Origin of the sequence: Pseudomonas mucidolens (assembly GCF_900106045.1) — a bacterium.
Lineage (GTDB): Bacteria > Pseudomonadota > Gammaproteobacteria > Pseudomonadales > Pseudomonadaceae > Aquipseudomonas > Aquipseudomonas mucidolens.
The window spans coordinates 2,781,720-2,797,983 of the sequence record NZ_LT629802.1 but is presented as its reverse complement, the minus strand read 5'-3'; the positions used below and the strand labels follow the sequence as shown (position 1 = coordinate 2,797,983).

The 16,264-nt window shown below is 61.6% G+C and carries 8 protein-coding genes and 1 pseudogene; 6 read left to right on the top strand and 3 right to left on the bottom strand.

The genetic code is table 11. The features are described 5' to 3' along the window. Positions 1-73: 73 nt before the first annotated feature. Positions 74-5,359 (top strand): annotated as a pseudogene (locus BLU75_RS13015) (amino acid adenylation domain-containing protein); the annotation flags it as partial. Positions 5,360-5,811: 452 nt separating this feature from the next. Further along, positions 5,812-6,771: an alpha/beta hydrolase gene (locus BLU75_RS13010; protein ID WP_084380105.1), complete on the top strand. Its 960-nt coding sequence runs from the start codon at positions 5,812-5,814 to the stop codon at positions 6,769-6,771. Between the two features lie 111 nt (positions 6,772-6,882). Here BLU75_RS13010 and BLU75_RS13005 read toward each other — a convergent pair whose 3' ends face one another. Genes BLU75_RS13005 through BLU75_RS12995 form a run of 3 tightly spaced genes read right to left on the bottom strand, consistent with a single transcriptional unit; the run spans position 6,883 to position 11,431 of the window. After that, positions 6,883-8,277 (bottom strand): efflux transporter outer membrane subunit, encoded by a 1,395-nt coding sequence (locus BLU75_RS13005; RefSeq protein WP_084380103.1) that lies wholly within the window; start codon positions 8,275-8,277, stop codon positions 6,883-6,885. A gap of 7 nt (positions 8,278-8,284) precedes the next feature. Next, the gene (locus tag BLU75_RS13000; protein ID WP_084380102.1) at positions 8,285-10,258 is read right to left on the bottom strand and encodes a MacB family efflux pump subunit; all 1,974 of its coding nucleotides are present in this window, start codon (positions 10,256-10,258) and stop codon (positions 8,285-8,287) included. Next, the gene (locus tag BLU75_RS12995; protein WP_084380100.1) at positions 10,259-11,431 is read right to left on the bottom strand and encodes an efflux RND transporter periplasmic adaptor subunit; all 1,173 of its coding nucleotides are present in this window, start codon (positions 11,429-11,431) and stop codon (positions 10,259-10,261) included. Between the two features lie 315 nt (positions 11,432-11,746). On the opposite strand from BLU75_RS12995, the gene BLU75_RS12985 reads away from it, so the two are divergent. The 4 genes from BLU75_RS12985 to BLU75_RS12965 all read left to right on the top strand — a co-directional run bounded on the left by BLU75_RS12985 (position 11,747) and on the right by BLU75_RS12965 (position 16,258). Further along, the gene (locus BLU75_RS12985) at positions 11,747-12,229 is read left to right on the top strand and encodes a sigma-70 family RNA polymerase sigma factor (RefSeq protein WP_084380096.1); all 483 of its coding nucleotides are present in this window, start codon (positions 11,747-11,749) and stop codon (positions 12,227-12,229) included. Between the two features lie 125 nt (positions 12,230-12,354). Next, positions 12,355-13,692 (top strand): lysine N(6)-hydroxylase/L-ornithine N(5)-oxygenase family protein, encoded by a 1,338-nt coding sequence (locus BLU75_RS12980; RefSeq protein ID WP_084380094.1) that lies wholly within the window; start codon positions 12,355-12,357, stop codon positions 13,690-13,692. Positions 13,693-14,585: 893 nt separating this feature from the next. Beyond that, positions 14,586-15,302, top strand: coding sequence for an MgtC/SapB family protein (locus BLU75_RS12970; protein WP_084380092.1), 717 nt, complete (start codon positions 14,586-14,588; stop codon positions 15,300-15,302). A gap of 329 nt (positions 15,303-15,631) precedes the next feature. Next, the gene (locus BLU75_RS12965) at positions 15,632-16,258 is read left to right on the top strand and encodes a response regulator transcription factor (protein ID WP_084380090.1); all 627 of its coding nucleotides are present in this window, start codon (positions 15,632-15,634) and stop codon (positions 16,256-16,258) included. The last annotated feature ends 6 nt before the right edge of the window (positions 16,259-16,264 follow it).

Below are 16,264 nucleotides of genomic sequence, written 5' to 3'. Positions count from 1 at the left end.
AGCCGACCAGTGCATCCAGCAATTGATCGAGGAACAGGCGGCGCGCACTCCGGAAGCGCTGGCGCTGGTGTTTGCTGAACAGCAACTGAGCTACGCCGAACTCAATGCCCGGGCCAACCAGTGGGCGCACCGCCTGCTGGAGCTGGGCGTCGGCCCGGATGTGCTGGTGGGCGTGGCGGTTGAGCGCTCGCTGGAAATGGTCATCGCTTTGCTGGCGGTGCTCAAGGCTGGTGGTGCCTATGTGCCGCTGGACCCGGAGTACCCGCAGGAGCGCCTGGGCTACATGATCGACGACAGTGGCCTCAAGCTGCTGCTGACCCAGGCTCACTTGTCCCTGCCGCTTGCGCCTCATGTGCAGGCGCTGGACCTGGGCCAGACCGTGAGCGGCTACAGCACGGCGAACCCGCAGGTGACACTGGACCCGGAAAACCTCGCCTATACGATCTACACCTCAGGTTCCACGGGCAAGCCCAAAGGGGTGATGGTGCGCCACGGCGCGCTGACCAACTTTATCGTGAGCATGGCCGCCGCGCCGGGGATCGACGCGCAGGATCGGTTGCTGTCGCTGACCACGTTCTCCTTCGACATTTTCGGCCTGGAGCTTTACACACCGTTGATGGTCGGTGGCCGTGTGGTCCTGGCCAGCCAGGATACCCAGCGCGATCCGGAGCTGATCCTCAAGCAGGTGCAGGAGCAGGGCATCACGCTGTTGCAAGCCACGCCGTCGACCTGGCGCATGCTGCTGGAAAGCCCCAACGCTGGCGTCCTGGCCGGCCGTCGTCTGCTGTGTGGCGGTGAAGCGTTGGCCGATGAGCTGGCGGTGCGCATGACGGCCTTGGGTGCACAAACCTGGAACTTGTATGGCCCGACCGAAACCACCATCTGGTCGGCCTTGCAGGCGTTGGACCGTGAGCACAGCCAGCCGCACCTGGGCAAGGCGATCAATAACACCTCGCTGTACATCCTTGGTGAAGACCTGTCGGCCAACCCGGTGGGGGTGGCTGGTGAGCTCCTGATTGGTGGCGATGGCCTGGCGCGGGGCTATTTCGAGCGCCCGGCTCTGACCGCCGAGCGTTTCCTGCCCAACCCGTATGGTGAGCCGGGAGGACGTTTCTACCGTACCGGCGACCTGGCGCGCTACCGCGCGGACGGGGTGATCGACTACATCAGTCGGATCGACCATCAGGTGAAAATCCGCGGTTTCCGTATCGAATTGGGCGAGATCGAGGCGCGCCTGTTGGAGCAAGCCAGCGTCATCGAGGCCGTGGTGGTTGCTGTGCTCGGACCCACCGGGCCGCGCCTGGTCGGCTATGTGGTGCCTCAGGACCGCTCGTTGCTGGAGGCCGAACTGTCGCGCCAGGCGGATTTCGTCAGCCAATTGCGCGAACAATTGAGCATCAACCTGGCCGATTACATGGTGCCGTCTTCCCTGGTCCTGCTCGACCGCATGCCGTTGACGCCCAACGGCAAGCTGGACCGCAAGGCGCTGCCGGCGCCAGATCAGGCATTCGCCCAACCGGCTTTCGTAGCGCCAGCCACCGAGGTTGAAAGTCTCCTGGCCGCTATCTGGCAAGGTGTGCTGGGGATCCGCCAGGTCGGGGTAACCGATAACTTCTTTGCCTTGGGTGGCGACTCTATCAGCTCGATCCAGGTGGTCAGCCGTGCGCGTCAGGCCGGCCTCGAGCTGAGCCCAAGGGATATTTTCCAGCACCGTACCATCGAGACCCTGGCCCGGCATAGCCGTTGGGCTGTGCCGGCTATTGCCGCTGATACCAGGTTCAGCGAGCAAGCGTTACATGGGCTCAATGATGCACAGTTGCACAGCCTGGGGCTGCCTCTGGAGCGGGTCGAGCATCTGTATCCGTTGTCGCCAATGCAGCAGGGCATGTTGTTCCTCGGCCTGAATGCGCCGGATGCCGAACTCTACATCAACCAGTTGAGCATTCCGGTGCAGGGGCTGGATGTCGAGCGCTTCAAGCGTGCCTGGAGCGCGGCCTGCGAACGTCATGCCATTCTGCGCACCGGTTTTGTCTGGCAAGGCCTGGAGCAACCCCTGCAATTTGTCATGGACTGTCTTGAGCTGCCATTGGTCGAGTTGGACCTGCAAGGGACCTCCGACTTGCCGCAACGCCTGGAACGACTGGCCCGCGAGGAGCTTGAGCGCGGGTTCGAGCTGGAGCGACCGCCGTTGCAGCGGATTGTCCTGGTACAGCTGGGTGCGGACAGCTACCAGATGATCTGGACCTATCACCACTTGCTGATCGATGGCTGGAGTGTGTCGCAACTGCTGGGCGAAATCTTGCAGCACTACGCGGGCGCATCATTGCCGGAGCCCGTGGCCTACCGCAATTATATCGCTTGGCTGCGCCAGCAAGACCCGCAGGCCAGTCAAGCGTTTTGGAGCCAGCAGTTGTCGCGGCTGGACGCGCCGACCTACCTGGCCAACGCGTTTGCGGCCCAGCCACGCGGCCAAGGCCATCATGCGTTGTACAGCCGCCTGGGCGAGGTCGCGACCGAACGCTTGAAAGGGTTTGCGCAAACCCAGCACGTCACGCTCAATACCCTGGTGCAAGCCGCTTGGCTGATCTTGCTCAGTCGCTACAGCGGCCAGAGCAGCGTGGCTTTTGGCGCCACGGTCGCTGGGCGTCCCGCCGAACTGGCCGATTCCGAGCGCATGCTTGGGTTGTTCATCAACACCCTGCCGGTGATTCAAGTAATCGACCCGTCGCGCCAACTGGGTGACTGGTTACGTGATATCCAGGATTACAACCTGCAACTGCGTGAGCGCGAGTACACGCCGCTGTCCGATGTGCAACGTTGGGCCGGCCAGAGTGGTCAGGCCTTGTTCGACAGCATCATCGTGTTCGAAAACCATCCGGTCGATCAGGCCCTCGATGGGGTCGACGATCCACTGCTGCGCTTTGGTGAAACCGGCAGTTACGGGCGTACCAACATTCCGATGGACCTGATGGTGACGCTCGAAGACGGTCTGGTCATCGAGTACCTGTATTTGCAGGAGCATTTTGACGAAGCCGCGGTGCAGAGCATTCGCCGCAACATGGAAGGGCTGCTGGAACAACTGGCGCGCAATCCGCATCAGTCGTTGGGCAGCATCGGTCTGCCTGAGGCACTGACTGCCGAGGCTCAGTCGGCCGGTCCTGCCTTCGATGGCCTGTATGTTCACCAGCGCATTGCCCGGCATGCCGTCCAGGCACCGCAGCAGCCCGCCGTGCTGTTTGGTCAGACGGTGTGTTCCTACGCCGAGCTGGATGCCGCCGCCAACCGCCTGGCTCACCTTTTGGTCGCCGAAGGCGTGGGGCCGGAAGTTCGAGTGGGCGTGGCGATGCCACGCGGCCAGTCGTTGATCGTGGCCTTGCTCGCCGTATTCAAGGCCGGTGGTGCTTATGTGCCGCTGGACACCGGCTATCCGAAGGACCGCCTGAGCTACCTGATGGAAGACTCGGGCATTGCCTTGCTGCTGACTGCCACCTCGTTGCGCGAGACACTGCCGACGCTGGCGCACTTGCGGGTGCTGGAACTCGATCAACTGGACCTCGCCGAGCAGCCTGTGACAGACCCGCAGGTGCGGTTGCACGCGGAAAACCTGGCGTACGTGATCTACACCTCGGGGTCCACCGGTCTGCCCAAGGGCGTGGCGGTGGCGCATGGTCCGCTGGCCATGCATTGCCGGGCGATCGGCGAGCGCTACAGCATGAGCTCTGAGGATTGCGAGTTGCTGTTTATGTCCTTTGCCTTCGACGGCGCCCATGAACGTTGGCTGACCACGCTGACCCATGGCGGGCGCCTGCTGATTCGCGATGACACCCTGTGGACGCCGGAACAGACCTTTGAGGCCTTGCACCAGCACGGTGTGACAGTCGCGGCGTTTCCACCGGTCTACCTGCAACAGTTGGCCGAGCACGCCGAGCGTGAAGGCAACCCGCCGCCGGTGCGAATCTACTGCTTCGGCGGCGATGCGGTACCGCAGGCCAGCCTGGCTCTGGCGCAACGCGCCTTGCAACCCCAGTACATCATCAACGGCTATGGCCCGACCGAAACCGTGGTCACGCCGCTGATCTGGAAGGCCGGGCCCGACGACACATGTGGCGCCGCCTACGCGCCGATTGGCAGCAAGGTCGGCGCGCGCAGCACCTATGTCCTGGACAGCGACCTGAACCCTTTGCCCAAAGGCGTTGCGGGTGAGCTGTACCTGGGCGGCCATGGCATGGCCCGGGGTTACCTGGACCGTGCCGGACTGACCGCCGAACGTTTTGTCCTCGATCCGTTCAGCCTTGATGGTGGACGTTTGTACCGTACCGGTGACCTGGTGCGCGAACGTCAGGATGGCGTCTTCGATTATCTGGGGCGTATCGACAATCAGGTGAAGATCCGCGGATTCCGTATCGAGCTGGGTGAGATCGAATCACGCCTCAAGGGCTGTGCCGGGGTGCGCGACGCCGTGGTGGTCGCCCGTGACGGTGGCAGCGGCAAGCAACTGGTCGGTTATGTGGTGGCCCAAGACGGTGGCGTTGACAGCGGCTGGTGTGATCGCCTGCGCGAACAACTGAGGGGCGAGTTGCCGGACTACATGGTTCCGGCGCATTTGATGGCGCTGGAGCGTATGCCGCTGACCCCGAATGGCAAGCTCGACCGCAAAGGCTTGCCAGAGCCTGATGTCAATCAGCAGCAACGCGCTCACGTAGCACCGCGCACTGAACTGGACAAAGCCCTGGCGCAGATCTGGCAGAGCGTGCTCAACGTCGCGCAGGTCGGGCTGGACGACAACTTCTTCGAGCTGGGTGGCGACTCGATCCTCAGCCTGCAAGTCGTGGCCAAGGCGCGAGCGCTGAAGGTGCATGGTTTCAGTCTGAAACTGCGTGACTTGATGCAGAAACCGACGATTGGCGAACTGACCGGCAGCCGTGAGGGGCCGGCGCTGGCGGCGAAGCCCACCTCGATACTGACGATGAATCAGGCAGGGACCGAATTGGCCCCCTTGTTCTGTGTACATGCCGGGTTTGGCACGGTATTCGATTACGAGCCCGTCGCACGGCTGCTGGCCGGGCGCCGTGCGGTCCAGGCGATTCAGTGCCGGATGCTGCTTGACGCCAACTGGCAGGATCAGTCGCTGGAGCGCATGGCCGTGGATTACGTCGATGACCTGCGCGCCCGGCAACCTCAGGGGCCCTACCATTTACTGGGCTGGTCGCTGGGTGGGACGCTGGCGATCTTGATGACGGCGGAACTCGAGCGCCAGGGCCAGCAGGTCGAATTCCTCGGCCTGATGGACAGTTTCGTTCCGGGCACCGAGCCGGGTGCAGAGATGGATGACGGTCTGGAAGATCTGCAATCGTTTATCCAGGTGATGATGCCGGGGGCGCACGCGCCACTGCCGGTCACGCTGGATGAGAGCCCGGCGGGCTTGCATCAACTGTTCGCCGGCTTGCTGGCACAGCAGACGGTAGCCGCGGGCTCACTGTCCCAGGCGTTGGGGGCGGATGAGCTGGGGCATATTTTCAGCGTGGCTCGGCGTCTCAAGCGTTTGTCCCTGGCGCTGGCCCGTTGCCCACAGATCCACACGGCGCCGCATTGTTGGTGGGCCGCAGGTCATGCAGCGGCGGCCCAGGCGCTTCATGTGCAAATAGGCCAGGACACCGCAGGGCCGAGCTTGCCTTGCGGGCACTTTGAGGTGCCCCACAACCCGCGTTTCCTTGAAAGCCTGGACCAGGCACTTACCCGTTTGCTGACCTCGATCAGCGCTTGAACCTGAATCTGGCCGGGCGAGTCGCCCGGTCAGTATGGAGTTGTTTCATGTCGTTAAACCCTGATATCGCCGCATTCCTTGAACTGGTCGGCGCCGGTCGTGACAGCGGCAAGCGCACGGCCATGCATCAGTTGACCCCACAAGCTGCTCGTGAACAGTTTGATCAATCCTCCCAGTTGATGATGGCTGACTGCGAGGCGCTGCCATGGGTTGAAACCCTGTCGATCAAGGTGCGGGATGGCAGCCACCTGGAAGCTCGCTTGTACAGCGCTACGCTGCCGGGATCTACCTGTGGCGCCTTGTTGTATTTCCATGGTGGCGGCTACGTGGTCGGCAGTCTCGACTCGCACGATGCGCTGTGCCGTTCACTGGCGGCCCGGGCCGGTTGCAGGGTGATTTCCGTGGCGTATCGACTGGCTCCGGAGTGGAGGTTTCCCACGGCGGTGCATGATGCGCAGGATGCCTGGCACTGGTTGATACAGGAGGCTGAAGTGCTGGGGATCGATCCGACGCGTCTGGCGGTAGCCGGCGACAGTGTCGGCGCGAGCTTGGCCACGGTTCTTTGCAACGAGCTGGCGGCCGATCCGCGCCAGGTCCAGCCGTGTTTGCAGGTGTTGATCTACCCGGTGACTGATGCGAGCCGCCCGACAGCGTCGTTGGAACGTTATGGCTCGGGCTATCTGTTGGAAAAGGATACGTTGAACTGGTTCTATCAGCATTATGCCGGCGAGCACGGTAATCGGCTGGATCCGCGCTTTTCACCGCTGTTGGCGCAGATTCCATCTAACGTGGCGCCGGTGCTGCTGGCGGTGGCTGAGTGCGATCCGCTGCATGACGAAGGGGTGGCGTATGGCGCTCACTTGAAACAGGCAGGTGCGGAGGTCGATATGAAGGTTTATGCGGGTATGACCCATGACTTTATGCGCATGGGGGCGATTATCGACGAGGCTGAAGAGGCTCTGGAATGGATCGCCGAATCGTTGCGAGTGGTGTTTGCACGGCACTGATTCAGTGCGCTAAGAGCGCAACTCCCTGGTGGCTACCGCAGCAACGGATATGCATGCCAACCAGCAAAGAGGTGTCGATCCCAAGGCCAGTAGGTGCCGGCAAGCCGACGCCTACTGTACCTGCCAGCCACCGCCCAGGGCCTTGTACAGCGCAATGCTCGCCCCCAGTCGCGCCTGGCGCAGTTGCACGTTCAGGTCCTGGGCGGCATACAGCGTGCGCTGGGTTTCCAGGACGCTCAGCAAGTCTTCCGCGCCTGCCTCATAACGGCTCTGGGCGATGCGGAATGCGCTCTGGGCCTGGCTCAATTCCTCATGCTGCCACCGGCGCTGTTCGTCCAGGCGGCGGACAGCGTTCAAGGCTTTTTCCACATCGGCAAAACCATTGATGATCGCCTCGCGATAGGTTTGCAACAACTCCTCCTGGCGGGCCGTGGCCCGGTCGCGTTCGGCGCTGAGGCGGCCGTTGTTGAAGATGGGTGCGACCAATCCGCCCGTCAGGTTGTAGAGGGGGTTACGCAGCATATCGGCGACCCGGTTGGCGCCGGAGCCAAGGTTGGCGGTCAGGATTACGTTGGGCAGCATCGCGGCGCGGGCGACGATGACGTCGGCCTGGGCAGCGGCCAGCTGCGCTTCGGCGCGGGCGATGTCCGGGCGGCGGTTCAGCAGGTCGCTGGGTACGCCGCTGGCGATGGACGGCCAGCGCAGGGTGTCAAACGCTTGAGTATTGAGTTGCAGTGCCTGTACCGGCTGGCCGAGCAAGGCGGCGAGGGTGATCCGGGTCTCTTCGGCGTGCTGGCGTACTTGCGGTAATTGTCGTTGTTGCGCGGCCACCGAACTCTTTTGCTGCGCCAGTTCCAGCTGGGTCGCGGAGCCGGAGTCATGACGGGTTTGCACCAGCTTGAGGACGTTCTGCGCATTGGCCAGGTTCAGTTCGGCGATGCGCTGTTGCTCGTGCAGTGCCAATAACTGGGTGTAGGCCGTGGCCACGCTGCTGAGCAGGCTCAGTTCGACGGTGGCACGCTCGAATTCACTGGCGCGTGCCGCCAGTTCAGCACTGTCGCGGGCGGCACGCTTGCCTCCCCAGAAGTCGACTTCGTAGGTAGCCGTCAGGCTGGCATTGAAGTAGTCCACCGCGTCGTTGTTGCTGTCGGCATCCAGCTCGCTGTAGCCGCTGCCGCGTAGCAGTTTTTTGCGATTGGCGTTGAGCCCGCCCGCGAGTTCAGGCAACAGCGGCCCGCCAGCGACCACCACGCCTGCCCGGGCCTGGCGCACCCTCGCCAGCGCACTGGCGAGGTCGTAGCTACCGCGGCGGGCCTGCTCGATCAGTTGGTTGAGTTGTGGGCTGCCGAAGGCCGTCCACCATTGCTGGTTGACTTGCCGGGCACCGGCCGTGTTCGCCGTGTCCCAGGTGGCCGGGGCTTCCAGGCCGCTGTCCGGGCGCTGCGCCGGGCTGCTGCACGCCACCAGCAGCAGGCTGGCGGCGACGAGGGTCAAGTGCGCTTTCATAGGGCGATCATTCACTGGTAAGGGCCGTGACTGGGTCGAGCCGGGCGGCTTTGCGGGCCGGCATAAAGCCGAAGATCACGCCTGTGACCAGGGCGCAGGCGAACGCGCCAAGCACGGCGGGCAACGAGAAGGCGACGGCCACGCTGCTGAGGGTCAGTGCGCCGCCCACCAGCAGGGACAGGCCGATCCCGGCGAGACCGCCGACCATCGTCAGCATCACCGCTTCAGTCAGGAACTGGCGCAGAATGTCCCGCTGCCGGGCACCGGTGGCCATGCGGATACCGATTTCCCGGGTCCGTTCGCGCACGGTCATCAGCATGATGTTCATCACGCCGATGCCGCCCACCAGCAGCGAGATGGCGGCAATCGAGCCGAGCATCAGCGACAGGGTGTTCTGGGTGCGCGCTTCGGCCTGGATCATCGCGGCGTTGTTGGTCAGTTCATAATCACGCTTGCCGTTGTGCAGGCGCAGCAGCAACTGGTCGATGGCCTTTTCAGCTTCATGCACTTTGCGCGCATCGGCGGCGGCGATCACTACGTATTCGGGGTTGTAGCTGCCGAACAGGCGAATGCTCGCGGCGGAGTAGGGGATGGCGATACGGTCGTCGCTGTCCTTGTCGCCGGAGCTGGAGCCTTTTTCCGCCAGCACGCCGACTACCTGGAACGGCACGTTTTCGATCAGGATGTATTGACCGATGGGACTGGGCAGGTCCTTGAACAGCTTGTCACGCACCCGTTTGCCAATCACCGCGACGGTGGCGGCGGCGCGCTCGTCGGCTTCGGTGAAATAACTGCCCTCGGCCACCGGCCAATTGAAAATCGCCGGGAAGTGGGTGTCGTTGCCTCCGACATAGGCCATGTGATCGACGTTGCCAAAGCGCACCCCGGCCTCCGCGCCGTTGACCGGCATGATGCGCTGGACCTGGGGCAGGCTGGCGATGGCCGCGACGTCGCTCATCGTAATAATGCCCGGCGGCGTGCGCGGATTGGGCGCCGAGCCACCCAGGTAAAGGATGTTGGAGCCGAACGCGCCCATTTGTGCCATGACCTGGCGTTTGCTGCCTTCGCCCACTGCGAGCATGACCACTACCGAGGCGACGCCAATAATGATTCCGAGCAAGGTCAGGGCGGTGCGGAAGCGGTTGACCCACATCACGCGCCAGGCTGCCTGCACGGCGTCCAACAGTTCGGCTTTCCAGGCGCCGTTGTGTTCCGCGCCGTCGACCAGGCGCTGGCGCAAGTCGACGGCTTGCAACGCGCCTGGGTCGGCTTCGACAGGTGCTTGCCCGGTGCCGTTTGGCGTATCGCTGATGATCAGGCCGTCATGGATTTCGATGATGCGATTGGCCCGCGCCGCGACATTCCGGTCGTGGGTAATCAGGATCACGACGTGGCCCTGTGCGGCCAGTTCGTCCAGCAGCAGCATGACTTCGGCGCCGCTGTGGCTGTCGAGGGCGCCGGTCGGTTCGTCAGCCAGGATGATATGGCCGCCGTTCATCAAGGCGCGGGCAATCGATACCCGTTGTTGTTGGCCGCCGGAGAGTTGATGCGGGCGATTGCCGGTGCGTCCGGCGAGCCCCAGGCGATTCAGCAGGGCGGCGGCGCGGGTATGGCGTTCGGCGGCCGCAAGCCCTGCGTAGATGGCGGGCATCTCGACGTTTTCCTGGGTCGAACCAGACGCGATCAGGTGATAGCCCTGGAACACGAAGCCAAAGGCTTGGCGACGCAGCCAGGCCAGTTCATCGCTGCCCAGGTGCGCGACGTTCTCCCCGGCGAACCGGTACTCACCCGTGCTGGGGCGGTCGAGGCAGCCGAGAATGTTCATCAAGGTCGATTTGCCGGAGCCTGAGGCTCCGACAATCGCCACGAATTCCCCGGCGTGGATCGACAGGTCGATCCCGTGCAGTACATCGACTTGCGGCGAGTCGCCGCCGCCGTAGGATTTACCGATGCCCTTGAGTTCGATCAGCGGCGTCAAGATTCAATCTCCACTGCTGTCGACCGGACCGATCAGCAGATGGTCGCCTTCGACGAGGCCGTCGAGGACCTGGACACGCAGGCGATCACTGATGCCGACTCGCACTTGGCGCTCTTCGATAGCGCCGTCCTGGGTGACCACCCGTGCGAGCTGTGTGTCGGCGCGAGTGCTGCCTTGCAGAGCCGCTACCGGTGCGGTCAGTGCATTGGTGACGCGGTTGGCGACGAAAAATACCTGGGTGGTCATTTCTGCCATCAACGCATTGTCGGCGTTGTCCACATCCAGCAGCACGGTGTAGAGCACCACGCGGCCGCTGCCGCTCTTGCCGGAACTGCTGGGGCTGCCTCCGCCCTGGCTGGCTTCGTTCAGGGGTTTGGGTGGCACCGGCAGAATTTGGCGTACGGTACTGGTCCAGCGCCGATTGCCGCCGCTCAATGTGGTGAAATACGCCTGCATGCCGGGTTTGACATGGCCGATATCGGCTTCCGAAACTTCTGCCCAGACAGTCATTGGCGACAGATTGGCAATGCGCAGGATCAGCGGTGTGGTTTGTTGGGTATTGAGGGTCTGGCCTTCACGCGCATCGAGGGCGACGACGGTGCCGGAGATCGGTGCATAGATGCGGGTGTAACCCAGTTCTGCCTGGTCGACCCGCAAGCTGGCCTGGGCCTGGCTGATCTGCGCCTTGAACATGTCGATGCGTGCCTGGGTGGCGTGCAGTTCGGCGCGTGCGATTTGCACGTCTTCATCACGGGTGGCGCCCCCGGCGGCCAAGCGTTGCTGGCGCTGGTACTTCTGGCGGGCCAGTTGGTTTTGTGCGCGCTGCTCTTGCAGTTGGGCTTGCAGGTTGGCAATGGAGAAGCGCGTGGCATCGAGTTTGGCTTGCTGGGTGGAGGGGTCGATTTCTACTAACAGGTCACCTTCCTTGACCTGGGCGCCTACCTCGACGTGGATCTTGCGGATCTGTCCCGATGCCTGGGAGCCGACATCGACATACCGTCGCGGTTGCAGAGTGCCAAGGGCCGTAACGCTGCTTTCTATATCGCCCCGGCGTACTTCCAGGGTGGCAAATCTGTCCCGGTCAGGCGGGAGCAGTTGCCAGGCGGCGAAGGCCGCGACGGGAATCAAGCATAGTGCTGCCAGCCAGGCGCGCCGGGTGTGACGAGGACGTTTCATGCACGGTTTCCAGCCAGGAAAGATCGGGCCGCGGCTCAATCGCGCGCAGCAGGCGGCGGATATGAGGGCTGTCGAGCGACGACAGGTGCGGGAGAACTGTCAGGTAAACGAGAGGTTTGCCCGGAAATTTAGGCGTTTACCTATGCAGTTACAGCTTGCGGGAATACAGATGTCTGGCTGCTGATGTAAGTTTTCTTTAAATCTATATGAGAATTACTATAAATTACACTAGTTCAATCTGCCATCACTCTATATCCTCGGCAGCTGTCTGCGCGCTCAAGGGTCATAAGCCGTCATAAAATGCGGTCGGGAGTCATGTTGGAAAGCTACTATCGCGAGTTGGTATGTTTCCTCAACGCCAAGCTGGGCAACCGTCAGGTGGCCGAGGATGTGGTGCATGACGCCTATGTCCGGGTGCTGGAGCGCGCCAGCGATACGCCGATCGAGCAACCTCGCGCATTTCTTTATCGCACCGCCCTGAACCTGGTGATTGACGGCCATCGACGCAACACCCTGCGTCGGGTCGAACCGCTGGATGTGCTGGACAGCGAAGAACGTTTCTTCAGCCCTTCGCCCCAGGTCGGCCTGGATCACCGCCAACGCCTGGACATGCTCGGTCGCGCCCTGGCCGAATTATCGCCTGCGTGCCGGGAAAGTTTCCTGCTGCGCAAAGTCGAAGGCTTGTCCCATCCACAAATTGCCGAACGCCTGAACATCTCCCGCAGCATGGTGGAGAAACACATTGTCAATGCCATGAAGCATTGCCGGGTCCGGATGCGCGAGTGGGACCGTCACTGAACGCAAGCGCCTGCTTAAATTTTCTTTCATTGTCCTCGTCTCCTATCAACACATGACCTGTTGTTCAGCAGGTCGCCCAGGCTTTTTCGCCCCAATGCCACGGGGCTTATCCAGAGGACACTGGAATGACACAGGCAATTGCATCGCCCGCGGTTCACGACCTGATCGGTATCGGTTTCGGTCCTTCGAACCTGGCGCTGGCCATCGCCCTGCAGGAGCGCGAGAAAGCCCAGGGCAAGCTCGATGTACTGTTTCTCGACAAGCAGGCCGACTACCGCTGGCACGGCAACACCCTGGTGAGTCAGAGTGAATTGCAGATTTCCTTCCTCAAGGACCTGGTGACCCTGCGCAATCCCACCAGTCCTTACTCATTCGTCAATTACCTCAAGGTCCACGGGCGCCTGGTGGACTTCATCAACCTGGGCACGTTCTACCCGTGCCGCATGGAGTTCAACGACTACCTGCGCTGGGTCGCCGGGCAGTTTGCCGAGCAGAGCCGCTATGGCGAGGAAGTGCTGGCCATCGAACCGATTCTGCAGCAACAGCAGGTCGAGGCGTTGCGGGTGATTTCGCGCGATGCCCACGGCGAACAGCTGGTGCGCACCACGCGTTCGGTGGTCGTCAGTGCGGGTGGCACGCCGCGGATTCCCGAGGCCTTCAAGGCGCTCAAGGATGACGGGCGTGTGTTTCACCACTCTCAGTACCTGGCGCGGATGGCCCAGCAGCCGTGTGTCGAGAACAAGCCGATGCGCGTTGCGATCATCGGGGGAGGGCAGAGTGCGGCAGAAGCCTTTATCGACCTCAACGACAGCTTCCCTTCGGTACAGGTGGACATGATCCTGCGCGGCTCGGCCCTCAAGCCCGCCGATGACAGTCCGTTCGTCAACGAAGTGTTTTCCCCGGAGTTCACTGACCTGGTCTTCCAGCAAGCCAGCAGTGAGCGCGAGCGTCTGGTCAACGAGTATCACAACACCAACTACTCGGTGGTGGACCTGGATCTGATCGAGCGCATCTACGGGATTTTTTATCGTCAGAAAGTCTCAGGTATCGCCCGTCATGCATTCCGGACCCTGACCACGGTGGAAAAAGCCGGCGCCGGGCCGCTGGGTATCGAGTTGCTGGTGCGGCATAACGCCACCGGGGAAACAGTGATCAACCATTACGACGCGGTAGTCTTGGCCACCGGGTATGAGCGCCAGATGCATCGTCAGTTGCTGGCGCCGCTCGAAGCGTACATGGGGGACTTTGAAGTGACTCGCGATTATCGCGTGGTGACGGATGAGCGGTGCAAGGCCGGCATTTACATGCAGGGGTTCAGCCAGGCGAGCCATGGTTTGAGCGATACCTTGCTGTCGATCCTGCCGATTCGGGCGGATGAGATTGCCGCTTCGTTGCATGAGCATGACCGTAGCCGTGGACAGGGGCGCCCGGTGCGCGATGTGTTGCTTGCTACCGCCAGCTGAAAATACCTGCGTGGGTTAATGGGGTGCCTGAAATCAGCCAACCAGATTGGTGTGAACGCCTTCCCCACCTGTAGGAGCGAGCTTGCTCGCGAAGGCCGTTAACGATGACGCGGGCAATCTGGCACCCCGAAACATCCCCTCGCTCATACAGAAGACGGCGCCTCGCTTGTGGGCGTGCGGGTGCTGTCATGCAGCAAACTGAGGAGCTTTTTTGATCTGCAAGGGATAGTGCTTGCGGTGTCTGGCTTGAAGTCCACCCCTCACCCTAACCCTCTCCCCAAAGGGGAGAGGGAACCGAATGGGGATATTTCAGATACCTTGCGACCTGAATGATCGGCTTTGAATGCACAATCAAAACGGTTTTTCAGGTCACCCATTTTCTCGTCACACTTCGGTCGGTTCCCTCTCCCTCCGGGAGAGGGCTAGGGTGAGGGGGCTCAAGACTGCCCATTATCTTAATGCCAATACAGCATTTTTTAAGCCCGACAACTCCCTCAATGGTTTCACTTCGTTGGCAGATCCCCCCCGCCCTGAACCCTTCCTGAAGAAACCTCTTATTTCCCCGCCAAGAATCCTCCCGACGATTTACTCCCCTGAAAGCCCAGCGTAGACTTCGCGCGTTTTCATCAATAGCGGAGCCCCTCAATGGGTACTTGTTCGAGCCACAGTTGTCGGCCGGTCACGGTCAACGGCATATTTTCGGCAAGTTAACGCGCTTTTTCCCGCCGTTGTCTCGCCGATAAAGCGAGATGCGGCATTCCGGCAGCGGCCAGCCCTGGCCCTGTTCCGAAGTCCCCTTGGCTTGATGCCCAACCGCCCGTGAACCCTGGGTTGCCGTCGCTGAATCGGGCATGTCTGTTGCGGATCCCGCAGGTCACAAAGGGACGTATTTCATGCAAGCCATCAACAACATCAACCTCGATTCCTTGATCGATACGCTGGTCAGCCTCAGCGCCGCATTCATCCTCGGTGGGCTGATTGGCTATGAGCGGCAATATCGCCAGCGCACGGCCGGGCTACGGACTAACGTGCTGGTAGCCGTGGGGGCGGCGATTTTTGTCGACATGGCCAACCGTCTCGGCGGTGCCGAAGGCGCAATACGGGTGGTGGCGTACGTGGTGTCCGGCATCGGCTTTCTCGGGGCCGGGGTCATCATGCGCGAGGAGGGCAATGTGCGCGGGCTCAATACCGCCGCCACCCTATGGGCCTCGGCGGCCGTGGGTGCGTGCGCCGGTGCCGACCTGATCCTTGAAGCCTTGCTGGGCACGCTGTTTGTCCTGGCGGCCAACACCCTGTTGCGACCCATCGTCAATAACATCAATCGCCAGCCTCTGGACGTAGTTTCCGCCGAAGTCACCAATATCCTCTATGTGATCGCCCATCGTACTCAGCAAAAAGCCGTCCTGGCGTTGTTGGAGGCGGAACTGGCGCGCTGCAACTATCCTGCTAGTGATGTCGATGTACGGCCCTTTGGCAATGATGAAGTGACGGTTGAGGCGACGCTGGCCGCGACTTCCGTCGACGGTGACGAGCTGGATGCCCTCGTTGCGCGAATCTCCCAATCGAGCCTGGTGGTGCAAGCCTTCTGGAGCCCCAGTACCACCGACTGAATCGGCTCCCGGTTCAAGACGGCTGTTTTTGCCGATAACGATATGAGGATTAATCCTACAGCGTTGCCGGATATTCCCTTCGGTCGTGGCATCCTTCCGTTGTTAAGGTTGCGCCGCTGCGGCTAGTCACTATTGACGGTGCTGCTGTTTAACGCACAGAACCAGGCTCACTTTCGTCGTTCCCGGCTACGTAGTGCCGCTCGTCGGAACTGTGATTTCTCACAGGTGCTTGAACTCTGTGCGGTGTGTAAGGGTATTGGTGTCTTGAGGAAACGATGAGTCGCCAGTGAAGCAGTCAACCAGTCGTGGTGCCTTCCCAGGGGAGTCGCATGAGCAAAGCGTTAATAGTGGATGATCATCCGTTCATTCGTGCAACCGTCAAATACTTGCTGCGCCAGGAAGGCTTCGAGCCGATTTTCGAAGCAAGTAATGGCGCTGATGCGATGCAAATCGTCAGGGAGGAACGGCCAGACCTGATCATTCTGGATCTGGCGATGCCGAAATTGGGTGGGTTGGAGGTCATCAGCCGGATCAAGGGGCTTGGCTTGCCGTGCAAAATCCTGGTGCTGACCTCGTATTTGGCGGTGTTTTTTTCGGCCCGTTGCATGCGTGCCGGTGCCATGGGGTTCGTCGCGAAAACAGGCGAGCTGGATGAGTTGCAGAAGGCCATAAAAGCCGTCATGTCCAACTACAGTTGCTTTCCCAGTCTACCCACCAGTTCCGTGCGCCGGGATGACTTGCAGACCACCGAGCAAGAGTTGGTGGCAGCCCTTTCAGACCGGGAGTTGACCGTCCTGCAAAAGCTCGCGCTGGGCTTGGGCAACAATCAGATTGCCGAAGACATGCTGTTGAGTCACAAAACCATCAGCACCTATAAAACCCGCTTGAAGGAAAAGCTGCGCATGTCATCCGTCGTACATTTATCCAAGTTCGCTCAGCGCAACCATCTGATCTGACATGCC

Coding starts and splice junctions, on each gene's coding strand:
- BLU75_RS13010 (WP_084380105.1), top strand. CDS start 5,812: ATGTCGTTAAACCCTGATATCGCCGCATTCCTTGAACTGGTCGGCGCC.
- BLU75_RS13005 (WP_084380103.1), bottom strand. CDS start 8,277: ATGAAAGCGCACTTGACCCTCGTCGCCGCCAGCCTGCTGCTGGTGGCG.
- BLU75_RS12995 (WP_084380100.1), bottom strand. CDS start 11,431: ATGAAACGTCCTCGTCACACCCGGCGCGCCTGGCTGGCAGCACTATGC.
- BLU75_RS12985 (WP_084380096.1), top strand. CDS start 11,747: ATGTTGGAAAGCTACTATCGCGAGTTGGTATGTTTCCTCAACGCCAAG.
- BLU75_RS12980 (WP_084380094.1), top strand. CDS start 12,355: ATGACACAGGCAATTGCATCGCCCGCGGTTCACGACCTGATCGGTATC.
- BLU75_RS12970 (WP_084380092.1), top strand. CDS start 14,586: ATGCAAGCCATCAACAACATCAACCTCGATTCCTTGATCGATACGCTG.
- BLU75_RS12965 (WP_084380090.1), top strand. CDS start 15,632: ATGAGCAAAGCGTTAATAGTGGATGATCATCCGTTCATTCGTGCAACC.